The organism is Flavisericum labens, from assembly GCF_045446075.1.
Taxonomy (GTDB): Bacteria; Bacteroidota; Bacteroidia; order Flavobacteriales; family Flavobacteriaceae; genus Flavisericum; species Flavisericum labens.
The window spans coordinates 617,159-644,144 of sequence record NZ_JBJJBQ010000002.1; the positions used below are offsets into that span (position 1 = coordinate 617,159).

The window sequence follows — 26,986 nt, forward strand, 5'->3', positions numbered from 1 at the left end:
AGGATAGGGGTGATCATAATTGATTTTATATTTAGGAAAAAATAATAAATGAATCTTTTTAGCAAATTTATACTGGGACTGACAGTTATAGGAATGGTGTCTTGTAAAAGCGAGACAAAGGAGTCATCATCGAATCCAAAGAATTCTGAAGTAGATCAAGTTCCAGTAATGGAAACCGGCAAAGAAAGTTCATTTTCAAAAGTTTGGATTGATTCTGCAACAGGGCATAAGGTTGAAAAGTTGGTTGATAGAAAAGGTGATAACCGCAGTTTTTATTTTCATAACAATCCGTTTTTAAAATCTAAAGACGGAAAAGATGATTTAATGATTTTTTCAGGAAGAACGGAAACAGGAAGTCAATTTTTTTCTGTTAATTTAAATAGTAAGACCGTTAGTCAAATCACAAATAAACCCGGGAGGAAAAGAGGTGAAATTGTTGGCGCCAAAACTCGCAAAGTATTTTATATGGTAAAAGATAGTGTTTTTGCCACTCACATAGATACGCATGAAACAGAGTTTATTTATAAATTTAACGGGGAAGTAATTGGCTCAGTCACTACTTTAAATGCAGATGAAACCTTGTTGGGGGGAGCTTTAATTACCAAAGAAGAAAATGAAATATTCAAGAAAAACCCTTCTAAATCAAGTTATTTTGATAAAATATATGAAGCAAAACTTGAAAGAAGTTTAATAACCATTAATTTAAAGACTAAGAAATTAAATAACATATATTCAGAAAACGCTTGGCTTAATCATATTCAATTTTCTCCAACAAATCCTGATTTGCTCATGTATTGTCACGAAGGACCATGGCATAAAGTGGATAGAATTTGGACGATTAACATAAAAACAAAACAAAACCAACTCATGCATAAAAGAACTGTGGAGAGGGAAATTGCAGGTCATGAATTTTTTAGCCATGACGGAAAAACCATTTGGTACGATCTTCAAATTCCAAGAAGTGTTACGTTTTATTTGGCCGGTAAAAATCTTGATACGGGAAAAGAAACTCGATACGGCTTAAAACGTGATGAGTGGTCTATTCATTTTAATATTTCACCCAACCAGAAAACATTCGCTGGCGATGGAGGAGACCCCGGTCAGGTAGCAAGGGCTAAAGACGGTATGTGGATTTATCATTTCACACCAAAGGGAGACAGTTTGGTTTCCCGTAAATTGGTAAACATGAAAAACCACGATTACGATTTAGAGCCAAATGTTCATTTTTCTCCTAATGGAAAACAAGTTATATTTAGGGCAAATTTTGAAGGTACATCACAAATTTACGCCGTAGACATTGAAAAAGAACACTAATTAAACATCATGCGAAAAAATAGTTTACTTGTTGTAGCCATACTAGGTGGCTTCATGCTGTCCTGTATTGATAATACCAATAAAGATTCAGTAGAAAACCAAACTGAAAACACTCAAAATATTCAAAGTCAAAATAAACCATGGACACGCTGGTGGTGGATGGGTAGCGCCGTCGATTCGGTTAACATAAAACAAAATTTGATAGACTTAAATAAAGTCGGTATTGGCGGTGTTGAAATCGCACCTATTTATGGGGTAAAAGGTGAAGAAGATAATTTTATAGATTACCTTTCTCCAAAGTGGATGAACATGCTAAGCTACACTACAAAAGTGGCTGACAGCTTAGGGATGCAAGTCGATTTAACCCTTGGCACAGGATGGCCTTATGGTGGGCCACAAGTAACTCCAGAATTTGCCGCAACTAAATTAATCACTCAAAAATATGAAGTTGAAAGGGGAGCTGTGTTTTCCAAGGAAATTAAGGTTGAAAACCCTAAAGAAAGACAACCTGCCAAATTAGCTTATTTGTTGGCCTATGGTAAAAATGGAAATTATATCGACCTAACAGGGCAACTTAAAGAAAATCAACTTAACTGGACTCCTGAAGATGATAATTACACTGTTTACGCTATTTTTACAGGTAAAACGGGACAAAAAGTAAAACGTGCAGCCCCTGGTGGTGCTGGCTTTACGCTAGACCATTATTCCGAAGAAGCATTAAACACCTATGTAAAACCTTTTGCTGAAGCCTTTATAGGTTTTGATGGCAAAATTCGGTCTATTTTTAATGATAGCTATGAAGTATATGGCACCGATTTTACGCCAAACTTTTTTGAAGCTTTTCAAACCTATAGAGGTTATGATTTAAAGCCTTTTTTACCATTATTATTGAGCGATGAAAATACAGAAGAAGGCAATCGCGTAAAAAGTGATTACCGAGAAACATTGTCCGATTTATTGTTGTATAAGTTTGATGAACCTTGGACGCAATGGGCAAACAACCGTAATTTTAAATCGAGGTTACAAGCACATGGTTCTCCAGGTAATTTAATCGATTTATACGCTTCCGCCGATATTCCTGAATGCGAAACTTTTGGCTCGATGCCTTATGATATTCCAGGGTTGCGAAGGGAAGCCGAAGATATTCGAGAAGGCGATGCCGACCCGGTAATGCTTAAATTCTCTTCGTCTGCCGCACACATTGCAGGAAAACCATTAACCTCGTCGGAAACCTTTACATGGCTTCGCGACCATTTTAAAGTGGCTTTGTCGCAATGCAAACCAGAACTTGAAGATTTATTTGTTAACGGTGTTAACCATATATTTTTACATGGTACCACCTATTCTCCAGAACGTGCAGATTGGCCAGGTTGGAAGTTTTATGCGTCGGTTAATTTTAATCCGAATTTAGCTATAGGGGAAGATGAGGCAGAATTGTTCTCATATATCACCAATTGCCAAGAGTACTTACAAGCTGGAAATCCAGACAACGAAACACTTTTGTATTGGCCTATTTACGATGTTTGGAACACCTATTTAAAAGGCAGTCTGTTCTTTCAATTTAAGATTCATTCATTGGAAGAGTGGTTGCATTACGAACCGTTTTATAATGCCACAAAAAGTTTGATGGAGCAAGGTTATGCAACCGATTTTATTTCTGATAATTTTATTGAAAAAGCCACAGTTTCAGATGGCAAAATAAATTTACCTGGTGGCAGTTACAGAGCTTTGGTAGTGCCAGACTGCAAGTACATGCCTTTAGAAACACTTCAAAAGTTAATTGAACTTAAAAAAGCTGGTGCCCATATTATTTTTGAGGACCTTCCGGAAAGTGTTCCCGGATTCCTTGATTATAATTCGCAAAATAAAAGCATGCAAAAGTTGCTTTCAGAAAGCGCTAAATTAGCTTCCAAATCAACAAATCTTAATAGTGATTTGAATGCGGCTAACATCCAACCTGAAGCATTGGTAGAAACTGGTTTAAAATATATCAGAAGAGCTGTTGACGGTGAAAAAATATACTATTTGGTAAACCATACCGCAAATGCCGTAAATAAATATATTCCAATAAATGTTACAGGCAAAGACATCGAAATCTATGATGCCAACAAAGACCTTTCTGGAAAGGCGTTAATCAAAACAGAGAACGACAAAACATGGGTTAAGGTTTACATAAATCCAGGAGAGTCTTTATTTTTAAAAACCACAACGAATTCAGATATAAAAAACTGGAGTTACCTGGAACCTTCTAACGAATCTTACGGGCTAAATGGTAACTGGAATATTTCATTTCTACGTGGTGGGCCAGACCTACCAGAAAGCGCGACAATTACCAAACTGGAATCGTGGACTACTTTAAGTAAGGCTGCTGAATATTTTTCAGGTACCGCAAAATACAGTATGGAATTTGAAAACCCTGATAGTAGTATTAAACATTGGCAACTTAATTTAGGTGATGTACGAGAAAGTGCTAAAGTTTGGGTGAATGGTGAATATGTGGGCTCGGTTTGGTCAAACCCGTTTGAAATTTATATCGGAAATTTAAAAGAAGGAAAAAACACTATAACCATAGAAGTGACAAACTTATCTGCCAATCGAGTTCGTGCTAAAGAATTAAGAGGCGAAGAATGGAAAAATTTCTATGAAATAAACATGGTAAATAAAGACTACCAAAAATTTGATGCTACAAAATGGGACCCCATGCCTTCTGGATTACTAGGCCCAATTAGTTTAAACGCTCTAAAAGAAATTAAAAACTAAAATACATTTAAGAATGAAGAACAATCTTTTAATCCTTTGCTTGGCTTTATTGGTTTCTGGCTCTAGCATGGCACAAACTACTTTCAATAGGGAAGAGGTATTAAATAATATGCAACTTGCCAACAACTACTTTATGGAAAAATGGCCAGATGTTGGCAAAACCATTGTTACCAATAAAGAGCGGCCAAGTAATATATGGACCCGAGGTGTTTACTATGAGGGATTAATGGCATTGCATGAAATTTATCCCAAAGAAGCGTATTATAAGTATGCTTACGATTGGGCCGAATTCCATAAATGGGGATTCAGAAATGGTAATGCTAATCGTAATGCTGATGATTATTGTGCGGCGCAAACCTACATCGATTTGTACAACCTTGAACCGGATTCAAAAAAGCTAAAGAACACCAAGGCTTGTATTAATATGCTTTTAAATACACCACAATTGGATGATTGGTCTTGGATTGATGCCATCCAGATGGGCATGCCTGTTTTTGCGAAATTAGGTGTGTTGGAAAATGACGAACGTTATTTTCAGAAAATGTACGATATGTATATGTTCACCAGAGATAAACATGGCGATAACGGACTTTATAACCCTAAAGATGGCCTTTGGTGGCGTGATGCTGATTTCGACCCACCATATGCCGAACCCAATGGCGAAGATAGCTATTGGAGTAGAGGAAACGGTTGGGTTATTGGGGCATTGGCTAAGACATTGGCAATTATACCAGAAGATGCACCACATAGAGAGCAATATATTATGGATTTAAAATCGATGGCTGAAGCTTTGGCTGCTATCCAAAGAAAAGACGGTTTTTGGAATGTAAGCTTGCACGACCCTACACATTTTGGTGGTAAAGAAACATCGGGAACAGCTTTGTTCATTTACGGAATGGCTTATGGTGTTAATAACGGTATTTTAGATAAGGATAAATATTTGCCAATCATCGAAAAAGGATGGCATGCCATGACCAAAGATGCCTTGCATAAAAACGGATTTTTAGGCTATTTACAATCTACAGGAAAAGAACCGAAAGACGGACAACCATTGTCCTATGATAAAGTTCCAGATTTTGAAGATTACGGTTTGGGGTGCTTTTTATTAGCTGGAGCTGAGATTTATAGAATAGATTAATCTATTCAATTTTAACTTAAAATAAAGCACCTTGGTCAATAACTGTGGTGCTTTGTTTTTTAAAACAATTACAGTTTAAATTAATGAAGAATTCAAAAAACATACTAAAGCATTTTTTTATTGCACTATTAATCATAGGATCAAATAAATCGCTTTTTGCCCAGTTTAATAACATTAAAAATGACCAGTTTTGGAATACTATTGAAGGTGAACCTATTTATAGTCAAGGCGGTGGAATTTTTAGATTTGCAGATGAAAAAACTGGTGAAGAAAAATATTTTTGGTATGGGGTGCATTACGAAGAAGCCCAATCGTATAGAGTTAATCCAGCCATTACGCACGAACGAACTCATTTTGTGGATGTAACTTGCTATACTTCCACCGATTTAGTCAATTGGACCGAAGAGGAGCCTGTACTCACCAAAGCAGAAATTGATAAGAATTACCCTAGAACGGGCTGGATGGGAAGATTAGGCGTTGCTTATGTCAAAGCGTTAAAAAAATACGCATTGTTCGTTCAACATAACAATCAAGTGCTGATTACATTAGCAGACAAACCTACAGGTCCTTTTAAATGGCACCAACGATTAGATATGACCGACAGGATAGGTACGCCAAACACAGGTGATCAAACCGTGTTTACCGATTATGATACTGGAAAATCATATCTGGTGTATTCTTATGGAAAAGGAAGACATAAAATTTATATTTCAGAAATCGGTGTAAAAGATGGCAAGGTAACGCTGCTCGATTGCACTCAAATCTTTAAAGGGAAAGGGCGCGAAGGCAATTGTATGTTTAAGTACAACGGAAAATATTATGTGTTTGCGTCGAACCTTTATGGCTGGGATTCCTCCTATGCTTACTACCTTGTGGCCGACGATATTAAAGGCCCGTACCAACCGACCAATGAAATGCTTATTACACCAGGTTGTATGGATGATTTTGCGCACATTACCCAAACGGGTTTTTTTGTAAATGTTAAGGGCACAAAGCATGAAACCGTTGTGTATTGCGGCGACCGTTGGGCAGATTTCGCAGGAAATGGTTTGGGATACAATCAATGGATGCCCATGTCTTTTGAAGGTAGCACGCCATATCTAAATTCCCTAAATTCATGGAATTTAAATGAAGCCACCGGCGAATGGCAAGTCGCCAATGATAATAATTATGTGAAGAATGCCAGTTTTGAAGCGGATCGCAGAAAAATACCGTCTCCAGTAAAACCCATTCAGGCACATATTACAGGTTGGGTAACTCATATTTATCAAGGGAATGCTGTGGTTGTTGGCGATTCGGAATCTCCTCAACTCAATTATTTCAACACTAGGGAAGACCGAAAAACGGTTGTTGGTGAAAAAAGCTTGAATATAGAAGATAAAGTTGCTTTTAAGCGTAAAGTATATCAAATTATAGAATCATCGCGCTATGTCGACTTGCAGGATGGTATCTACAATTTGAGCGCTAAGGTTAAGCACAACCTAAAATTCAAAGCGTTGAAAATGTACGCTGAAAGTGGAGGTGTTCAAAAAAGTTATTCCGTAAAAAATGAAACTGATAATTGGGAAACAATAACTCTAGAGGATATCGAAGTTAAAAACGGAAAAGTGGAAGTAGGTGTTTATGCTGATGCAGAAGCAGGCGGTAGTTGCCAAATAGATGACGTGGTATTGATAAAGAAGTAACCAAAATTATGAAAAGGATTAATTTGTAAAATTATAGGATGAAGTATTTTTGGTTAATATTGTGCCCCGCGATAGCGCTAATATTCATAGCGTGTGGTAGCGCAAATAGTTTCAAGAATGACACTTCTGAAGCATTTGAAATTTATAGTAGCGATACAAAAGCCGTAATTCTTTACGAAAAGGGAAAAGCCTTAGATTCTATCACAGCGAACTTACTTTCTGAAGACATCTATAAAGTTACTAATTATAGACCAAAAGTTGTTACCGAAATAAATTCTGCCAACGGAAAAGCGATTGTCATCGGAAGTTTAGATTCACCACTCATAAATACTTTTTTAAAGGGAGAATCGCTAAATGAAGGTTTTAAAACCCAATGGGAAAGTTATCATTATAAAACAATAGCAAACCCAACTAAGCACATACAAAAAGCCTTTGTTATAGCAGGAACGAATCCGCGAGGAACAGCTTATGGGGTTTTTAATATCTCTAAACAAATTGGTGTATCGCCTTGGTATTGGTGGGCTGATGTTCCCGTAAAAAAGAAGGACGAACTTATTTTAAACCAGTCCGATTTATACAGCAAAACCCCTTCGGTGAAATACCGTGGTATTTTTCTAAATGATGAAGACTGGGGCTTACAACCTTGGGCAGAGCATAATTTTGAACCTGAAACGGGGGATATAGGTCCCAAAACCTATTCAAAGATTTTTGAGCTGTTGCTTAGACTCAATGCTAATACTATTTGGCCCGCGATGCATCCTAGTACAAAAGCGTTTTTTCATTATCCGGGCAATGTAAAAATGGCCGAACTTTACAATATCGTAATTGGCACATCACACGCTGAACCCATGCTTCGAAATAATGTGGATGAGTGGGATAAAGGAACCATGGGGAGTTTTAACTATAAAACCAACAAAGATGAGGTGTTTAAGTATTGGGAAGACCGAGTAAAAGAAGCTAAAAATGTAGATGCGATATACACTATGGGCATGCGAGGCGTACATGACAGCGGTATGGAAGGCGTAAAAAGTAAGGATGAGGCCGTAGCGCTTCTTGACGGTATTATAAAAGATCAGAGGAGCATGCTTAAGAAGCATATAAATACGGATGCAACACAAATTCCACAGGCTTTTACGGTTTATAAAGAAGTGTTGGATTTATATAAAAATGGACTCAAAGTACCCGATGATGTTACTTTGGTGTGGACCGACGATAATTACGGATACATACGTGCCTTAAGCAATCCTGAGGAACAAAAACGCTCTGGAGGTGGCGGTGTTTATTACCATGCTTCCTATTGGGGAAGGCCTCATGATTATTTATGGCTGAGTTCTACCAATCCAGTATTGATTCGAGAAGAAATGATGAAAGCCTACAACCTTAACAATAAAAATATCTGGATATTAAATGTGGGCGATATAAAACCCTTGGAATACAACATGCAGCTGTTTTTAGATATGGCTTACAATACAGAACCATTTCAAAATCCTGAATATGTTGCAGAGCATCAAGAAGCGTTTTTTACGGACATATTTGGGAATTCAAACGGAAAAACCATTTCAGAAATAAAAACAGAATATTATCAATTGGCATTTGAGCGCCGTCCCGAATTTATGGGCTGGAGCCAAACGGAACCGACCACTCCCATTTACAAATCAGGTTACAATGCCTTTAGTAATGGCGACGAAATCCAAAAGCGAATAGAAGCTTTTAACAAAATAGAGGAGGAAGTAAATACAATAGAAAATAATTTACCCAATAATTTAATAAGTACCTTCACACAATTGGTTAGTTATCCGGTTAAAGGCGCTGCCCATATGAATAGAAAATTTCTGTATCGGGATAAAGCACTAGCGTATGTTGAACAGGGCAGAAAAAGTGCAAGCAAATACAAGGTATTAGCACACGAATCATACAAAACTATTGAAAAGTTAACCGAAGCATACACTACACTTTCCAATGGGAAGTGGAAAGGTATGATGGATATGAAACCACGGCGACTTCCTGTTTTTAATAATCCAGAAATAGATCTACTGGCAAAAGCATCTGATGGGAAAATTGGTGTTTCTATTGAAGATACACTTAAAGTCGTCGACGGAACATTAAGGATTCCAGTGTTTTACGTTGGAAATGCAGATAACTACTTTGTCGATGTGTTTTTAAAAAATAATAATGAAACAGCTACTTGGGAGTTTCAGCAAATTCCAAATTGGTTAAAGTTAAGTCAGACTTCAGGGGTTTTAAATGATTCAGAATTAGAAACTAGAATTCAAGTTTCAGTAGATTGGAAAGCTTGGGAACAAGAAGGTAAACCAGTTTTAGAAACTATTCAGATAAAAAGTGGGACATCAGTTATTTCCATTCAAATTAAAATATCCAATAGCTATGAAACTATTTTAGAAGGAAGTTTTATAGAAAAAAATGGAATGGTGGTAGCTTATGTTGAACATTTCACCGATAAAAATAATTCAATAACTACACAATGGAAACGTGTTAATCTGCTAGGGCACAGTAAATCGGTTATGGAGGCATCACCATTATCCAGTAAACCAATTTTAGACCATAAAACCGCCCCAATATTGCAATATGAATTTTTCACTGAAACCCTAACAGACTATGCCATTGTTAACCTTGTGGCTTTACCAACACATCCAACCACAACGGACGGACGGCTTAGAATTGCCCTGCAATGGAACGACGAATCCATTCAGGTTTTAGATTTTAAAACGGAAGGACGAAGCAGGGAATGGAAGCAAAATGTGTTAAGTAATAAAGCACAAAAACAAATTCGTGTGCCAATTAATTCAAAAGGGAAACAAACTTTAAAACTGTTTATGGTAGATCCAGCAGTGTTGTTGGATTATATTGTTTTAGATACATCGGGTAAAGCAAATTTACCATATCAATTAATACCTGAAACCATAAAGAAATAAGTAATTACAATGGATACCATCACAAAATCATGTAAAAAGATTCTTCTAATAGCATGCATCGTTTTTAGTGTTAGCCAAATGCTGTCACAAGAATTTAAAAGGACAAAATTCAATTTCAATTCAGATTGGACATTTAAAATAGGTGAACATCCGCAAGCTGTTGATGCAAATTTTAATGACAACCATTGGAAACATGTTACATTACCTTATGCCTATAACCAACAAGAAACTTTTAAAGAAGAAATAACCAATTTCACCACAGGTATTGTTTGGTATAGAAAAGTTTTTAAGCTTCCTGAAAATGCCATCGATAAAAAGGTGTTTATTGAGTTTGAAGGTATTCGACAGGGGGGCGAAATCTACGTTAATGGAAAAAAAGTAGGTATACACGAAAATGGCGTAATGGCCTTCGGTTTTGATATTTCAGACGTGGTAAAACCATATCCGTTTAAAAATGTAATAGCACTAAGAATAGATAACGATTGGAAGTATAGAGAAACTGCAACAGGAGCCACATACCGTTGGAACAATACCAATTTTAATGTCAATTTAGGCGGTATTCCAAAGAATGTGTATCTGCATGTTACCAACAAAATTTATCAAACACTGCCGTTGTATTCAAATTTAAAGACCACTGGTGTTTATGTTTATGCCCAGGATATTAGTATTAAAAATGCAAGTGCCGATATTCATGTTGAAACTGAAGTTAGGAATGAATTAAAAGATGTCCAATCCGTAGCGTTACAAGTTGAGGTTTTTGATTTAGAAGGACAAAAAGTAGCCGAATTTTCGGGAGATAACATACAGGTCGAACCTGGGGAAACAACTACTTTAAAAGCCAGTCAATATTTGGAAGGTTTGCATTTTTGGAGTTGGGGTTATGGCTATTTATACACTGTAAAAAGTACATTGAAAATTAACGGACAATCGGTTGATGAAGTCCATACAAAAACAGGATTTAGAAAAACAGCATTCAGAAATGGTGAATTTGTTTTAAACAATAGTGTTTTACAAGTTAAAGGCTATGCGCAGCGTACCAGTAATGAGTGGCCGGCAATTGGCATGTCGGTACCCGCTTGGTTAAGCGATTTTAGTAATAAAATGATGTTGGAAAGCAACGCCAATTTAGTACGATGGATGCACGTAACGCCGTGGAAACAGGATATTGAATCTTGTGACAGGTTAGGGGTAATACAAGCCATGCCAGCTGGAGATGCCGAAAGAGATTCTAAAGGTGCCCAATGGAAGCAACGTGTGGCTCTGATGCGCGATGCCATTATTTATAACCGAAACAATCCTAGTATTATATTTTATGAATGTGGCAATGAGGTCATTAGTGAACCACATATGTTCGAGATGAAAAACCTTAGAAACACCTATGACCCGTATGGTGGGCGTGCTATTGGTTCGCGAGAAATGCTAGACAGCCGGGAAGCCGAATACGGTGGTGAAATGTTGTATATTAATAAAAGCGCTGGCAAACCACTTTGGGCCACAGAATATTCGAGGGATGAAGGTCTAAGGAAATACTGGGATGAATATAGTCCGCCATTTCATAAAGATGGAGAAGGAGGTACTACGCACGCCAATGTTAATGGAAGCAAAGTAAAAGATGCCAGTCCATATAACCGTAATCAAGACTCACACGCCATTGAAGATATTACGCGTTGGTACGATTATTATATAGAACGACCAGGAACGGGTTACCGTGTTAGTTCTGGCGGTGTTAATATTATTTTTTCTGATACTAACACACATTTTAGAGGAGCAGAAAATTACAGACGAAGTGGTGAAGTAGACCCCATGCGGATTCCAAAAGATGGTTATTTTGCCCATCAAGTCATGTGGGATGGCTGGGTAGATATTGAAAACTACAGAAGCCATATTCTAGGCCATTGGAACTACACCAAAGACGTTGTGAAAAACATTTATGTGGTATCATCGGGTGATAAAGTAGAACTTTTTGTAAACGGAAAATCTAAAGGTTTTGGTAAGCAGAGTAAGCGATTTTTGTTCACTTTTGAAAATATCCAGTGGGAAGCAGGCAACTTAAAGGCTATAAGTTATGATGCCAATGGAAAAGTGCTTAGCGAAGCTGAAAAGTTAACGGCAGGAGAGCCTTTTCAAATTAAATTAACACCTCATACAAGTCCAAACGGCTTTTTGGCCAATGGTGCAGATGTTGCTTTGATAGATATTGAGGTGGTGGATAAAAACGGAAACCTATGCCCCATAGATAATAGTTTAATTGAATTTTCTTTAAAAGGAGATGCTGAATGGCTTGGAGGGATAGCGAAAGGTCCTGATAACTATATTCTGTCTAAACAATTACCTGTAGAAAATGGTATTAATAGAGTTATGATTCGTTCAGGTTTTGAAGCGGATAAGATTAGTATTAGTGCAAAATCAAAGGGATTAAAATCGGCTAAAGTTAATTTGGCTACAATTCCTGTAAAGACAAACAACGGACTTTCAACAGATTTACCCAACCAAAACCTTCCCTCATATTTAGACAGAGGGCCAACACCCGAAACGCCATCATATTCCATAAAAAGAATTCCTGTTTTTATTAGTTATGCAACCGCATTATCTAATCAAGAGAGCGTTTATAATAGCTTTGACGATAACGAACTTACAGAATGGCGCAACGACGGCAGAATAAAAACGGGTAAAATCACCTACACCTTAACTAAGCCGTCCTTGGTAAATCAATGTGTGGTCAAATTTACGGGATGGCGGAGAAAAAGTTACCCAATCCGCATATTAGCCGGTGACCAAGTGCTTTTTGAAGGAGAAACAGAGCGCAGTTTGGGTTATGTTACTTTACCATTAAAACCCAAATTGACAAAAGAAATAACCATTGAACTCATAGGCGCAAATACGGATAGTGACGCATTTGATAAAATCGTAGAAGTAGACCCCAACAAAGAATTGGATATGTTCAAGGATGAGGAAAAGGCAGCAGAGATAAAAGGCCATTTACGTATTGTTGAAATCGAGTTTTACGAAAGCATCAATTAAAATTATATAGTATCAAATAATAAAATAAAATAATATGAATAAATCGAACTACACACTAGTTATAATTATAGCGCTTCTTTTTGGAATTTCATCACATACATTCGCTCAAGGCAAAGAAGTTAAATTATGGGAAGAAGTTCCGAATTCTATAAAAAATGATGATTATGCTCCCAGTTTCAGAGAAGACTCTAATGGGAACATTAATGGGCTTAGACGGGTTGTGGACCCAACATTAAAAGTGTTTCTGGTGGATAATAAAAAGAATGATAATGCCGCTGTAGTCATTTGTCCAGGTGGTGGTTATGGGATTTTATCACACATAAAAGAAGGCGATAAAATTGCTGAATGGCTTAATTCCATAGGTGTTTCAGCTTTTGTTTTAAAGTACAGATTACCTAGCGATATCATCATGGAAAACAAAACCATTGGTCCACTACAAGATGCACAAGAAGCTATTAGAAAGGTAAGGCGACATGCTAAGGATTGGAATATCGATCCCAATAAAATAGGTATTATCGGTTTTTCTGCAGGAGGACATTTGGCTTCAACAGCTTCAACGCATTATAATGATGCCGTTTATGCTTCAGATGGTACCAGTGCGCGCCCTGATTTTTCTATGTTAATCTATCCGGTAATTTCTATGATAGATGGTATAACGCACCAAGGTTCAAAAATCAATTTATTAGGAAAAGACCCTTCAGAAGATTTAATTCAGAAATATTCCAATGAAAAACAAGTGGATGAGAATACACCATCGACCATTTTAATACATGCTACAGATGACGGTTCTGTTCCGGTAGAAAATAGCATTAATTATTATCTCGCTTTAAAGGAAAACAAAGTACCTGCCGAGATGCATGTTTACGAAGATGGTGGGCATGGCTTTGGATTGGGGAGGTTTGGTACGCATCTCAATTGGCCAAAAGCTTGCGAAAATTGGTTGGTTGCCAACAAATTTATTCCTGAAAAGGAAGTTTACATGTTTTCCTATTTCAAAGGGAATGGAGAAGATGGTTTGCATTTGGCATATAGCGAAGATGGCTATAAATGGAAATCCTTAAATAATGACAAGTCGTTTTTAACACCAGAAGTAGGTAAAGATAAACTCATGCGCGACCCATGTATTATTAAAGGTGGCGACGGACTTTACCATATGGTTTGGACGGTAAGTTGGACCGATAAAGGTATTGGTTATGCTAACTCCAAGGATTTAATCAATTGGTCTGAGCAAAAGTTCATTCCGGTTATGGCGCATGAAGAAGGAACCCGTAACACGTGGGCTCCAGAAATAACCTATGATGAAGAAAATAAGGAATACATGATTTATTGGGCAAGCACCATTAAAGGTAAATTCCCTGAAACCCAAATTGAAGAAGATGCTGGCTATAACCATAGAATGTATTATTCGGTAACGAATAATTTCAAAACTTTTAGTGATACCAAACTTTTATACGAACCTGGTTTTAACGTTATAGATGCTACGATTCAAAAGCATAACAATCAATATGTGATGTTTTTAAAAGATGAAACAAAAAAACCGGTAAGAAAAAATTTGAAGGTGGCTCTTGGCGACAAACTTACGGGACCTTATTCTGAAGCTAGCGAACCAATTACTGGTAAGTATTGGGCAGAGGGGCCTACAGCCATTAAGATTGATGGCAAATGGGTGGTTTATTTTGATAAATACACTGATCACAAATACGGGGCGGTACAGTCAAAAGACTTGAATAGTTGGAAAGATATTTCGGATAAAATAGAATTCCCAAAAGGAACAAGACACGGAACAATTTTTAAGATACCCGCTTCTTTATTAAGAGAAATAAAAAATCAATAAATGTCATTTAACCCTAAAAAGAGCATTTTATCTAAAAGAATAATCGATTGCAGGTAAGTGCAGGATAGCAATGGTCTAATTCGTTTATATATTTAAAAAATCTTTTTATGCTATGAATTGTGAATTATAATTTATAAATTCAAGCCGCTAAATAAATTAATAATTAATTAAAACAACTTTACTAAATTATGAAAACAACTTTACTAAGTAAACTTACTGCGTTTTGTGTTTTGGTCTTCACTGTGGGGACTTTAAGTGCGCAAAATGCAACTATGTGGACAGGAGCTGTAGATACGGTATTTGTCAATCCGGCAAACTGGGATCCAGCAGGAATTCCCGATGGTTCTTCGGATGTAACCATCAGTGAAACGGCGACAAACTTGCCTCACTACATTACCACACTATCTGAAGCGGGAAATGCCACGGATCACGTTAGCCATTTAGATGGTTCAACATCAACATTAACTATTTGGTCACCTATGTTGGTTTGGGCTGGCGGAGGTAACCGTTTTGGGGGTAATTTGGTGCTTGATAGTATTCCAGATACACCAGGTGCTCACCTTAATATTAGAAATCAAGGACGTTTTGGTAACCTTGATAACCCTGCTAACGTAACCGTTAGGACTGGTGCTGTGTTGGAAACAAAAAACCAATTAATTATTGGTGATGCTGGTGATGCTACTTTAAACATTACAGGTGGTATGGTGACTTCAACAGGCAATGGTTTGATACTAGGAGGATATGCTGGTAATGGACTTATCAACTTAACAGGTGGAGAATTACACATTGCAAATGGGTTTGCTATTAATGAAGCTGGTGCAGGTACTGGTGAGTTATATATTAACGGTGGTACACTTTACCTTGGTGGAGACCAAACCGCTGTGGTTGAAGCTTATGTAGCTGCAGGTAAAATTACAACGAGACCAAGTAGATTGATAGGAGTGTCATATGACTCGGGTGCTGATGAAACTTTTGTAGTTTCATACGATCCAGGTGATGCTATCGTTTGGACAGGTACTGTAGATACAGATTTTACAAATCCGGGTAACTGGGATTTAGGTATTATCCCTGAAGGATCTGATGATGTATCAGTAGATCCAGATGCACCAAATGCACCAACATTAAGTGTTAATTTAGAGTCTGTTGATCCTGACAATGATTTTATAGGTGGTGCAGTAAGCCATATTACCGGTGCAGTAGGTGTACCTATCACAATTGCGGCGCGTTTAGGCGTGTGGGCAGGTGGAAGCAATGGTTTTTCAGGTGATTTAAATGTTGTTGATGGTGCCGACATTAATATTAGAAACCAAGCCCGTTTCGGACAAAGTGAAAAGGCTACAATCAATGTGAGCGGTGGTCTTATGAACTCTAAAAACTATTTGATTTTAGCAGACGGCTCTGATGCTGAACTTAACATAAGTGGGGGTCAGGTAACTTCAACAGGACAAGGTATGTTACTTGGTGGTTACAGTGGCTATGGTGCTGTAAATCTTACAGGAGGTTCATTAGAACTTAATGGAGCCTATGATATTGATGCACGTGCAGACCGTTCAGGAGCTGGACACGTTACTATCGGTGGTGGTAGCCTTCTATTAGCAGGAAGTCAAACAGGTATTATTGATGGCTTAGTAGCAGATGGAAAGCTAAAAGTGGTGCCAGGACATTCTCTTGATGTGAGTTTTGATTTTACTAACACGACAATTACTTCCGTACCTGGAGCAGCTGCTAAAGAAGTGGCTTATTTAACTGCATCTAAAACTATGGGAGCTGGTGCTTCTGCAGTTGATAATGATGCCATCATAAGAATGCTTCAAGCAGATCCTAACTTTAATGTTACTGTGTTAGTTGATCCAGCCGCTGATATCGATCTTTCAGGCTATGATTTAGCTATTGTTCAAGAAACATTTGGTTCTAGTAGTGCTATCTTTAGTGGTACTGGTTCAGCTGCTATTCAAAACATGAGCATTCCAACGATTTTCAATAAAACTTTTGCTTGGAATTCTGGTAAGGCCGGAATTACAGAAACTGATGCAAATATTGTTGCGTCAACAGCAACTTCTATTGATGTACCTCACGGTGAAAGAAGATCAGACCCATTATTTAGTGGAATTGATTTCTCTGAAGGAAATAGTATCCGAATCTTTGCTGAACTAGCAAACGATGATGGAACTTCTGGCGGAACTACTGGTTTCCAAATTTTAAATGATTTAGATATTGTTAACAATACTATTGGAGGTTCTTCAGGTTCATTGCACGCTCAAGTTCCAGATGTAACTACACCAAGTGCAGCTATTGTATTTAATGAATTGCGTCCAGGTGTACAATTAGGAGAAAATGCTGCTGATGTATTAGCAGTGCCAGTTATTGCTTTCTCTATGAACTACGGAGCCATTGCATTAGGCGATGGTGCTAACCTTTCATCTGAAGCTTTAACTATCTGGAGAAATGCAGCTTACCACTTAACAGGTATGATTTCACCTGATGAATTATATGTAAACCCTGATTATGTTGCTCCGGTAATAGATTTAGCTTATGTACAAAAAGCTGGCTTTACAAGTGATGCCAGTGCATCAAGTTCTACAGATGATCCTATCATCAGAATGTTTCAAGCAGATGATAATTTTAATGTTACTGTAATTGAAACTGATGCGGATGGTACTGGTTTAGATCTTTCAGGTTATGAATTAGTTATAGCACAAGAAACTTTTGGTTCTGGTGATGGTATTTGGACTGGACCGTTAGCTCCTAAAAACCTTACAATTCCTTTTATAATGAACAAATCATGGGCATTAAGGGATGGTAGAGCGATATCTTCAGCTGGTGCGACCGTTGAACTTTCAGGAGATACTAAAGTTTCTATAGACCCTAGTAATCAAACTAATATGTTGTTCAATGGAATTGATTTTTCAGGAGGAAACGATGTTATCCTTTACAGTGAATTGGCCGATAATACTGGTGCAACTGGGACAAACGCTATTGATGTATTAAATAATCTTGAAATTAGTGTTACAGGTACAAACCTTGCTACAGTTTCAGATGTTACTACATCACCTGATACCTCTATTATAATAAACAGTATTCCACAAGGAACACAGTTAGGTACAGACGCAGCTGATACAACTCAAGCACCAATGGTTGCCTTTGCTTTTAATTATGGAGCAATTATTAGAGGTGACGGAGCCAACATATCTCCTGAAGCATTAACTATCTGGAGAAATGCAGCGTACATGCTTGCTGGTGAAGCTGTTCCTAATTCATTAGTTTCTAACCCTGACTTTACGCTTAGTATAGACAAAGTAGGAGAGTTTTCTAATGTATCTTCTAACGTAAGAGCTATTGGAAGCAGAATTTATGTTTCTGATGTAAAATCTTCTACTGAAGTTAATATTTACAGTATGACAGGTGCTTTGGTTAAAACCATAAAAACCAACACTGAAACAAACTTTAACTTTAGCTCTGGTCTTTGGATCGCTACAGTTAAAACTTTAGAAGGAACTAAAGCCGTTAAGCTATTAGTTAAATAATAAATGTTATAAATTTTTTATAAACATAACATTATGTTAGAAAGGGTGCATGTTTTTACATGCACCCTTTCTTATATAACAATAAATTTTAAATCATGAAATGTCAAGTTATCAAAAGAAGCTTTTCAATATCTGTTTTTGGTATTGTCCTTTTTAATTAATATGCACTTTCGCTTTTAGCCATGCAAAGCATTAATAGATAACCAAATAAATTTGTTTATATCTATTATATTAAAAAACATATCGTTATTTTTATTAAAAACGGATAGTTATGAATTTAGGTTTTTATTATACAAAATTATGTTCGTATGCCTTTATAATTATGTGTTTGGGCTTGATGCCTTTTTCCTTTTCTCAAACCACTGCAAATTGGTTAGGTTCCGTTGACCATGATTTTTATAATGTAGACAACTGGAGCGATAACACCATTAATTTTTCTGATATACAATCCGTAAAACTAGTGATTGATCCAGGTGCTCCAAACGCGCCGGTACAAACTGGAGGTAACTCTAACAATGTTAATTACAGACCAGGTGGATTGAATATTTCAGAGGGTGCTATAGTAACCTTTAATGGCATTTTGATTTCATGGTCAAGTGACTTCATAAACGGTACGGTAACACTCAACGCACCTGCAGACCTAAACATAAGGAGTGATGTTAAATTGGGAAATACAACTGATGGAATTATTAATTTAAATGGAGGAGCCATCCATAGTAAACATCAATTTTATGTGGGCTATGGTAATGGAGCTAATGGCGCAATTAATGTTTTGGGCGGTACGGTATACGTGGGGTCGTATTTAGAAATTGCTACAAGTCCTGTGGGCAGCAATCCAACTGGAATTTTAAACATTTCAGGAGGTGTTGTAGATGTGTCAAACGGAGTTAATATAGGAGGGAATGGTGAGATTCATATTTCAGATGTAGGTACCTTAATTGTAAATGGAAACCATACAGCGGTGTTGAACAACTATATTTCATCTGGAAAAATCTCAAAACCTAACGGCGAAAGTCTAGACGTGAGTTTTGACGGAAGTAATACCATAGTTTCAATTAGCCAAGACCCTAACAGTTTGCTTAAAGAATATGGTACTTATGTAATTCTGGATAACGGCATTTTACAAGCGACTATTGATAAATTTACTGGCAATATTAACTCGTTAAAAATTAATGGTGTTGAAACATTAGCACAAACCAACTACAGTCACAATGACAGGGTAGGGGCTTATTTTAGTTTTAATGGTTCTTATGGATATACAAAGCTCTCAAATTGTAAATTCTCAATAAAGGAAGAAACAGAAGATTACATTGACGTTTCTTTTAAAAGGAAGTATTCAGAAGATAATTTGGAACCAGCAGTAGATGTTGATGTTCACTACGTTCTTAAAAAAAATGACACCGGACTTTACTCTTACAATATTTTACATCATTTACCTGAGTACCCAGATTTTGACCTAGGGATATGGCGGCAAGTGCTTTGGATCGCTAATGATGGTACCGATTATTTAGCTGAAAACATATATGTTACGGAACAAAAAAGTTGGCAGATGCCATCTGTTTACGATTACCAAAACGCATCCACAACAGCGATAAAGGAAATAGTAAAACTCAACACAGGGGTAAGAGCAGGTAAGTATGATGGTAAATATCAATATTCAGAGAATATTTTAGAACTTCCTGTATGGGGGCATGCCAGTGATGTTAATAATATTGGTTCATGGGCTGTTTTCGGAAGCCATGAATACTTTCCACAAGGACCAACAAGTCACGAATTAAATGCTGCGGCCAGTATTATTCATGTGCTATTTAATCAAGTACATTACAACTCCAGAGGCTTTACCATTCCACAAGGTGAAGAATGGTCTAAAATTTACGGTCCGTACTTGATCTATACCTCCTTAAAAGATACTGGTGATAACAATTGGCAAGATGCCAAATTAAGGGCTGCTCAAGAACGAACCGAATGGCCTTATACGTGGCTGAAAGACACCCCTGAATATCCTCAAGCCGACGGTCGTGGCAATATAATAGGAAACTTTTCAATAACAGATTCTGAAAAACCCGATTTAGATGGAAGTAACGCCTGGATAGGAGTAACACAATTAAACCCTAATTCAGGTGGCGACTGGCAGTTTGAAAGTAAGAGTTACCAATATTGGACCAAAACCGATGCAAATGGAGATTTTAACATAAAACATATACGCCCCGGGACGTACACGTTGTTTGCTTTTAAAAATGGGGCAATTAGTGATTTTAAGATGGAAAATATAGAAGTATTTGCCAATAATACAACCAATACGGGAGACATAAATTGGACTATTCCTCGTGAAGACGGAAAACTGCTTTGGGAAATAGGAATCCCTAATAGAACTGCCGCTGAGTTTAAACTAGGCGATTTTGACTATTGTGAAGGATTTGTAGAACAAAAATTTGAAAGTACTTTTTCGAACCCTATAGAGTACGATATTTCGGAAAAAAATTGGTCTGAAGTGATTCCCTATGTGCATACTAAATATATTAAGATGTCTGATGGAAGCTGGAACCGATGGTACTGGAACTTTAATTTTACAACAAATGGACTTCCCCCAAGTGGTTCCTCCAAGTTGACGGTCGCTTTTGCCAGTGCAGACCATGCACAATTCTGGATAGATTTTAACGGAGCTAACATATATCAAGGATACCCTGAAACGCCTTCGGGCGGCAATGCCTGGCTGCGCCAATCCAATCGTGCTAAATACGGTGTTCAAACTTTTGATATACCCAACCATTTGTTTAAAGTTAACGGAGAAAATACATTAACCTTTTTGATGCCCTCTAATTCAGGAAATAGTCATCTTATGTACGATTACATTAGTTTAGAAGGGAATGTAAATGTTATTCTAAATACTGATGATACCAAGAAGAAAAACGTTTCATATAGTATTTATCCAAATCCGTCAAATGGTATTTTTAATATAGCTCTGCCGTCTGAGATAAATGAAGTTAATACAGAGTTGTATAGCATTAACGGTGCTTTGATTGCTTCTGAAAAGCATAGCAATATTCAAAATAACTTACCACTTGATATTTCAAATAAACCAAATGGTATTTATTTCCTGAAAATTATAGGAAAAAAACTAAATACAGTTAAAATAATTAAGAATTAAACGAAGGGACATATATTAATTTATTTAACCTGCGGCGCGGATATATTATACTGAGGAAAACAATATTGCAAAAAAAACTTCCATTTTTAATGGAAGTTTTTTTTATTAATTGATTATAATCAGTTTATTTATTTTTGTTCTGAAACTGTTTGCTAAATATCAAAAACAATATTCCGCAAAGCAGCCAAGCGGGAAGCGTTACAAATGATAAAAATACGTCAAATTGTACCGATATAAAGTAAAAAAGACCAAAGCTAATAGCCCATGCCCAAAGCACAGATTTGTTGAACTTAATATTGGCTTCTTCTGCGTAATTTTTAATTATGCCGAATTTTTCATGGAAGAAATGTTCAAACACAATAATGGCACCTACAGGAGCTAGGATAAAACCGTACAAGGCTACAAAACCTAATAGTTTCATGGCAAAAGCAGGAAACAATCCAGCTATGGTAGCTATGGTTCCCGCTAAAATAGTGACCTTTGCGGTTGATAGTTTGGGTAGAATAGCTTGAAACGCTAAGCCCGCTCTATAGATAGTTGGGTTGGCAGTAGTCCAACCTGCTAAAACTACAGCAATGATTCCAAAAACACCTATGGCATTATTAGCCAAAGGGCCTGGTGCTACAGGTGGCGCTTCTCCATTTGATAAAAATGCCTGAGCTTCAGGAGATTTTAAGTAAACAGCATATAATAAACAGGCGGCTATCCAAGCCATATAGTGTCCCACGTACATACCTGCTGCCGTAGTCCATCCCGAACTTGCTTTTTTTGCAAAACGAAATACTGATAAATCAGACATACCAATATGCATGGCACTGTTGGCAAACCAAGACCAGATTAAAACATGCCAAAATGTATATTTTATTTGGCCTGGAAAAGGCTCTTTTCCTTCACCCCAAATCTCCCAAAAATCTGAAAAACTAGAAACGCCCAATTGGCTTAAAGCAACAATTCCGCAAGCTAAAAATGCTAAAACGATGATTGGAGACATCCAATTGGCTGCTTTTGAAACCGTATCGTAACCTCGTGCAGCAATAATGGAAATTACCGCCCCAATTAAAACAACTATAATGATCCAAGTTATACCATTAGGCATGGTGTCATCTAATTTTGGCATAGGCATATCGAACGGAATACCAACGGCAGTGGCCGAAACGGTAATCATGGAACCTGCCAAAAAACAGAACAAAATACCATTGGCTAAATTATAAGCCGTTACTAGGTTTTTTCCACTAATTTTTTCTAATTGAAAATAAAGTGTAATTCTGTTTTTTACAGCAATTTCTGCCGTTAAATAGCGCCAACATAAAACGGCTAATAAATTACCAAGTAAAAGGCCAACCAATAAATCGAAGGCGCTTACACCTGCGGTTAAGAACAATGGTCCAATCATAAACTCGGTACCTGCAGCGTGTTCACCAGCATACATGCCAAGAAAACTCTTCCAGCTTTTTAAGTTTGATTTTGGCACAGGGGTTCTTTCAAATTCTCCGCCTGCGATGTCTTCAATAATTTCTTCTTCTATGTGAGATAAAGCCATATAATAGTTAGTTTAGTTAGTACTTTTTTTGTGGTGTATTTATGTTAAAAACTTTTTTCTTAATTCTTCAACTTGATTATCGTTTATTGGAACCATATCGCCTAAAGATGCTCCTAAAACAATAGATTTAGCACTAAATTCTGCGACTTCAAGATAGTCAAAAGTTTGTAATAATTTATCGCCAGTTATAATCACCGAATCATTTTCAATAATTAATGCTGTTGTGCAATTCTCAACAATTTCTGAGTTGTTGTTAAACTTAAAGTGAGTGCCATATTTTACCGATGGGATATCTTGTAAAAATATCCAGCTTTCTGGAATGGTACGAACATTTAAGTATGATTTTGTGACCCCAAATGCCATTAAATAAGGCGATTGCGTCATAATTATAGAGTTGACATCAGGATTGTTTTTATAAATTTCTTGATGAATCCAAGTTGCTCTACTTGGTATTTTTCCTTTTTCCCTTTTTCCGTCTTTTATTTGTACAATATCCTCAAGATTCATGTCCCAGCGGCTAACATCGGTTGGTGTTATTAAAAAGTCATTGTCTTTGTAGCGCATAGATACCGTACCATACGAGCTAATCATAAGACCTTGTTCGCAAGACCGTTTGACTATTTTGCAGATTTGCAATCGTTTTTCAACTTCATCGGGTAAATGTTTTGTTTCTTCCATTTCAGGAAGCATGTGTGCTGCCTGCTTGTCAAAATTGCTTATTTCATCATCCGTTAAATAGTTTGGTTCACCTATTTGTGAACCGTACAATATGGTGCGAGCACAAAACTCTAACATTTCAAAACGTTCAAAGGCATCTGTTAAATCACTGCCGCCCAAAACCGTTCCATGATTTTCCATGATAACTGCTTTAAACCCTTTTTTAAATTCTTCGGCAATAACATCTCCTAAATCTTCACTACCAGGCAACCTATATTCTGCATATCCTATTGGACCACAAATGTGCTTGGCTTGAGAAATAATGTTGGTATTTGGTATTTGGCGTACAATACTGAAAGACACTAGAGCAGGAGGGTGGGCGTGTATTACCGACTTAATGTCTCGTCTTGCTTCATAAATGGCCTTGTGAAACGGAAACTCTGATGAAGGCTTGTGTTTACCAATAACGGTACCGTCTTTTTTTACACAAATAATATCTGAAGCTCTTAGCGAACCTTTATCAATAGCTGATGGCGTTACCCATATATCACCATTCTCGTCGATAATTGAAATGTTACCACCAGAAGTGGTAGTCATTCCTCTTTTATAAATTCTACTAATAATTTTTGTAATCTGTTCTCTGGGATGCTCTAATTTGTGATTCTTTGACATTTTTATAAATTTTAGATGTAAAGCGTGTTAAACTTAACACCAGTTTTTTAGTAGAATTATAAGAATTAGGCACTAATTCGAATTACTGATAATTAGCTGATGATAAATGGGACATGCTTTTTTAATGAATAGTTTTTCTTTAAAAATTTTGAATTTAATTTTTTATCTGAAATTGAAATAGCAGCTCCCAATGCCGAACCTAGTGAAGAATCGGTAGTTCTTAATTTCATATTTCTAAAATGATGGGATAGTAGTTTTACAAAAAGGTCATTATCGCTAAAACCACCATCAACATACAAGCGTTTAATCTTGTCACCGCCAACAACGTCTTTTATACTTTTAATTTGGAGTAAAACGAGCTCCGTCATAAGTTGATGGTAAGCGTGTTCAAATTTATTGTAAGTTATTTTTGTTTCCGAAGGCATATCGGGGTCAGAAATACTTTCCCACTTAAACATATGTTTAAAGTCGTGCATAATTTCAGAATACACTTCATAATTGAACTTGACATGGCGATGGTAATCTTCATCAACTCCAAAATGTTCACCTAATTTGCTTACTTGTATTTTATATTCGTTGCCTAAAAACAACCTTGTAGCTTTAACCGGTTTTCCATTTATTCTCATGTAGTTTATGGAATCTTCGGCGTCGGTGTCTTCAACTATAGGGTGGTCTGTAAAAGGATTTAACGTAATACTCCAAGTTCCTGTAGAAACCAATACAAACTTTTTCTTTACACTCCTAACATAAGGTAACAAAGCAGAAGAACTGTCGTGGATGCCCACACCAATTTTGATGCGTTTTCCGTTATAGTTCATGTTGATGCTTGTTTCGGTTGAAACAATAGTTGGTAAGATTTTATGTAATTCTTCCTTATAAATCCAATCGTGATAATCTTTCTTCGTGTAATCCCAAAGAGCCGTGTGGCAGCCAATACTGGTGTACTCGCTTAGCGGAATTCCGGTGAAAATATAACTGAGGTACTGTGGCAGGTGTAAAGAATATTTTATCTTCTTGAAAACTTCAGGTTTGGTATGTTTTATCCAATATAACTGTAAGCCAGAATTCAAAAGGCTTAAATCGAAACATCCTGTAGTTTTTAAGAAATCTTCTTTTGGGCCGTATTTTTCAACAAAAGAATCAATGACACTTTGGTCGATTTCCTTGGTGTAATTGTATAACGGGGTTAATGCTTCGCCATTTTCATCAAGATGAACAAAGCTTGCACCATATGTTGAAAAGTTAATAGCTTCAACGTTGTATTCGGAATTTTCTAAAATGTTTTCAAAAACACTTTTTAACCAATCTTGAAGTGCTGGCAAATTTTCGGTTGGATGACCATCTTCATCTTCAATTTCATCGAATTTGGTGTACTCTTTATAAACTTCCTTATAGTCCTTATCAAAAAGAAAGAATTTTTTATTGGTCTTTCCTATGTCAAATACCGCCGTTACATCTATCATTTCAAAAACTAATTACAGTCCTGTAGCTACAGTGTTTTTACCTCTTTCTTTTATCAATTCGTTTCTAACTCCCAATGAGCGATAAGCGTTTACCGGACTTAAAGCACCGCCACCTTCTAATCTAGCTTTTGCTAGTAAAGGACGCACATCGGTTCTGTAAGCATCTTGAAGGATTTCTTGACACTTAACCACATCGTTGTCCAATTGAGCCGCCTTCAATTCTTTTTGGTCAATTAACAAGGCTTTGGCATATGCTTCTTGAATGGCCTCTAAGGATTGTATTAAGTCTTCCAATGGATCTTTTATATTATGGCTGGCATCAATCATCCAAGCTAAATCCGGGTTGTTTGGATTATTCTGCATACCATAAACCAATTCGTTAAAAATTAAGAATAGGGCATAAGGCTTGATACTTCCAACGGTTAAATCGTCATCGCCATATTTACTATCGTTAAAGTGGAAACCGCCTAATTTACCTTTTAATTGTAAAATAGAAACAATTTGCTCAATGTTCGAATTCGGTAAGTGATGCCCCAAATCCACTAAAGTGTAGGCTTTATCTCCGCAGCCATTGGCCAACATTAATGAGGCTCCCCAATCCTGGATTACCGTACTGTAAAAGTTTGGCTCATATGGCTTGTATTCTACTAACATTTTCCAATCATCTGGCAAGCCCTTATAAATATCTATTAAGCTGTCCTGTGTATTTTGAAATGCCGTTTGGAAATTGTTTTGCCCAGGGAAAGAAGATCCATCGGCCAACCAGACCGTTAAGGCCTTGGAGCCTAGTTTGTCGCCAATATTTATAACATCTAGATTGTGCTGAATAGCTTGTTGCCTAACAGCTTCGCTGGTATTGCTTAACGAGCCATATTTATAGCTTTCTTTTGCATTGGTTTGATCTTGAAAAGTATTGGAATTAACAGCATCAAACTTAATGTTCAATCCGTTGGCAATGTCTTTTATGGCATTATAATCCTCAGGGATATCCCATGGAATATGAAGCGAAACCGCACCTGCTGTTTGGGTAAGAGCGTGCAAAATACCAACGTCTTGAATTTTTTGCTCTAAGTTGGAAGGTTCTCCATAAAACGAAAAACGCCCAAATCTAGTGCCTCCGGCACCTAATGCCCAACTAGGGATAGCTACTTGAAAGTCTTTAAGTTTATTGATAATGCCGTTTACATCGGCACCTTTTTTAGATAAACTATTCGATAAAAAATCAAATTGATCTTGGTGCGATTGAAGGCCCTTTTTATTGGTATCTTGAATATGGTTTTGCTCTATTTTCATGGAT

Annotated in this window: 13 protein-coding genes; 9 read left to right on the forward strand and 4 right to left on the reverse strand. The window is 36.9% G+C overall.

Annotation, left to right across the window (positions count from 1 at the left end):
• The first annotated feature begins 48 nt into the window (after window positions 1-48).
• The 9 genes from ACIEHO_RS06315 to ACIEHO_RS06355 all read left to right on the forward strand — a co-directional run bounded on the left by ACIEHO_RS06315 (window position 49) and on the right by ACIEHO_RS06355 (window position 21,357).
• A complete protein-coding gene (locus ACIEHO_RS06315; protein ID WP_406969787.1) occupies window positions 49-1,314 on the forward strand; it encodes an oligogalacturonate lyase family protein in 1,266 nt (421 codons plus the stop codon).
• Between the two features lie 9 nt (window positions 1,315-1,323).
• Window positions 1,324-4,074: a glycosyl hydrolase gene (locus tag ACIEHO_RS06320; protein ID WP_406969789.1), complete on the forward strand. Its 2,751-nt coding sequence runs from the start codon at window positions 1,324-1,326 to the stop codon at window positions 4,072-4,074.
• 13 nt (window positions 4,075-4,087) lie between these two features.
• A complete protein-coding gene (locus ACIEHO_RS06325; RefSeq protein WP_406969791.1) occupies window positions 4,088-5,212 on the forward strand; it encodes a glycoside hydrolase family 88/105 protein in 1,125 nt (374 codons plus the stop codon).
• An 83-nt stretch (window positions 5,213-5,295) separates the two neighbouring features.
• Window positions 5,296-6,897, forward strand: a complete 1,602-nt coding sequence (locus tag ACIEHO_RS06330; protein WP_406969793.1) for a family 43 glycosylhydrolase — start codon at window positions 5,296-5,298, stop codon at window positions 6,895-6,897.
• Window positions 6,898-6,935: 38 nt separating this feature from the next.
• A complete protein-coding gene (locus tag ACIEHO_RS06335; protein WP_406969795.1) occupies window positions 6,936-9,830 on the forward strand; it encodes a glycosyl hydrolase 115 family protein in 2,895 nt (964 codons plus the stop codon).
• A gap of 9 nt (window positions 9,831-9,839) precedes the next feature.
• Window positions 9,840-12,851: a glycoside hydrolase family 2 protein gene (locus tag ACIEHO_RS06340; protein WP_406969797.1), complete on the forward strand. Its 3,012-nt coding sequence runs from the start codon at window positions 9,840-9,842 to the stop codon at window positions 12,849-12,851.
• Window positions 12,852-12,885: 34 nt separating this feature from the next.
• On the forward strand, window positions 12,886-14,685 hold the full coding sequence (locus ACIEHO_RS06345) for a prolyl oligopeptidase family serine peptidase (RefSeq protein WP_406969799.1): 1,800 nt from the start codon (window positions 12,886-12,888) through the stop codon (window positions 14,683-14,685).
• A 188-nt stretch (window positions 14,686-14,873) separates the two neighbouring features.
• A complete protein-coding gene (locus ACIEHO_RS06350) occupies window positions 14,874-18,209 on the forward strand; it encodes a hypothetical protein (RefSeq protein WP_406969801.1) in 3,336 nt (1,111 codons plus the stop codon).
• Window positions 18,210-18,480: 271 nt separating this feature from the next.
• On the forward strand, window positions 18,481-21,357 hold the full coding sequence (locus tag ACIEHO_RS06355) for a polysaccharide lyase family protein (RefSeq protein ID WP_406969803.1): 2,877 nt from the start codon (window positions 18,481-18,483) through the stop codon (window positions 21,355-21,357).
• 124 nt (window positions 21,358-21,481) lie between these two features.
• Here ACIEHO_RS06355 and ACIEHO_RS06360 read toward each other — a convergent pair whose 3' ends face one another.
• From ACIEHO_RS06360 to ACIEHO_RS06375, 4 genes are all read right to left on the reverse strand, one after another.
• The gene (locus ACIEHO_RS06360) at window positions 21,482-22,897 is read right to left on the reverse strand and encodes a purine-cytosine permease family protein (RefSeq protein ID WP_406969805.1); all 1,416 of its coding nucleotides are present in this window, start codon (window positions 22,895-22,897) and stop codon (window positions 21,482-21,484) included.
• 39 nt (window positions 22,898-22,936) lie between these two features.
• On the reverse strand, window positions 22,937-24,226 hold the full coding sequence (locus tag ACIEHO_RS06365; protein ID WP_406969807.1) for a class II aldolase/adducin family protein: 1,290 nt from the start codon (window positions 24,224-24,226) through the stop codon (window positions 22,937-22,939).
• Window positions 24,227-24,318: 92 nt separating this feature from the next.
• The gene (locus ACIEHO_RS06370) at window positions 24,319-25,689 is read right to left on the reverse strand and encodes an FGGY-family carbohydrate kinase (RefSeq protein WP_406969809.1); all 1,371 of its coding nucleotides are present in this window, start codon (window positions 25,687-25,689) and stop codon (window positions 24,319-24,321) included.
• Window positions 25,690-25,701: 12 nt separating this feature from the next.
• A complete protein-coding gene (locus ACIEHO_RS06375; RefSeq protein ID WP_406969811.1) occupies window positions 25,702-26,982 on the reverse strand; it encodes a sugar isomerase in 1,281 nt (426 codons plus the stop codon).
• Window positions 26,983-26,986 lie beyond the last annotated feature (4 nt).

Excerpts from the sequence above, each read along its gene's own strand:
- ACIEHO_RS06350 (WP_406969801.1), top strand. The coding sequence starts at position 14,874 with ATGAAAACAACTTTACTAAGTAAACTTACTGCGTTTTGTGTTTTGGTC.
- ACIEHO_RS06335 (WP_406969795.1), top strand. The coding sequence starts at position 6,936 with ATGAAGTATTTTTGGTTAATATTGTGCCCCGCGATAGCGCTAATATTC.
- ACIEHO_RS06375 (WP_406969811.1), bottom strand. The coding sequence starts at position 26,982 with ATGAAAATAGAGCAAAACCATATTCAAGATACCAATAAAAAGGGCCTT.
- ACIEHO_RS06315 (WP_406969787.1), top strand. The coding sequence starts at position 49 with ATGAATCTTTTTAGCAAATTTATACTGGGACTGACAGTTATAGGAATG.
- ACIEHO_RS06360 (WP_406969805.1), bottom strand. The coding sequence starts at position 22,897 with ATGGCTTTATCTCACATAGAAGAAGAAATTATTGAAGACATCGCAGGC.
- ACIEHO_RS06320 (WP_406969789.1), top strand. The coding sequence starts at position 1,324 with ATGCGAAAAAATAGTTTACTTGTTGTAGCCATACTAGGTGGCTTCATG.
- ACIEHO_RS06345 (WP_406969799.1), top strand. The coding sequence starts at position 12,886 with ATGAATAAATCGAACTACACACTAGTTATAATTATAGCGCTTCTTTTT.
- ACIEHO_RS06355 (WP_406969803.1), top strand. The coding sequence starts at position 18,481 with ATGAATTTAGGTTTTTATTATACAAAATTATGTTCGTATGCCTTTATA.
- ACIEHO_RS06330 (WP_406969793.1), top strand. The coding sequence starts at position 5,296 with ATGAAGAATTCAAAAAACATACTAAAGCATTTTTTTATTGCACTATTA.
- ACIEHO_RS06325 (WP_406969791.1), top strand. The coding sequence starts at position 4,088 with ATGAAGAACAATCTTTTAATCCTTTGCTTGGCTTTATTGGTTTCTGGC.
- ACIEHO_RS06370 (WP_406969809.1), bottom strand. The coding sequence starts at position 25,689 with ATGATAGATGTAACGGCGGTATTTGACATAGGAAAGACCAATAAAAAA.
- ACIEHO_RS06365 (WP_406969807.1), bottom strand. The coding sequence starts at position 24,226 with ATGTCAAAGAATCACAAATTAGAGCATCCCAGAGAACAGATTACAAAA.
- ACIEHO_RS06340 (WP_406969797.1), top strand. The coding sequence starts at position 9,840 with ATGGATACCATCACAAAATCATGTAAAAAGATTCTTCTAATAGCATGC.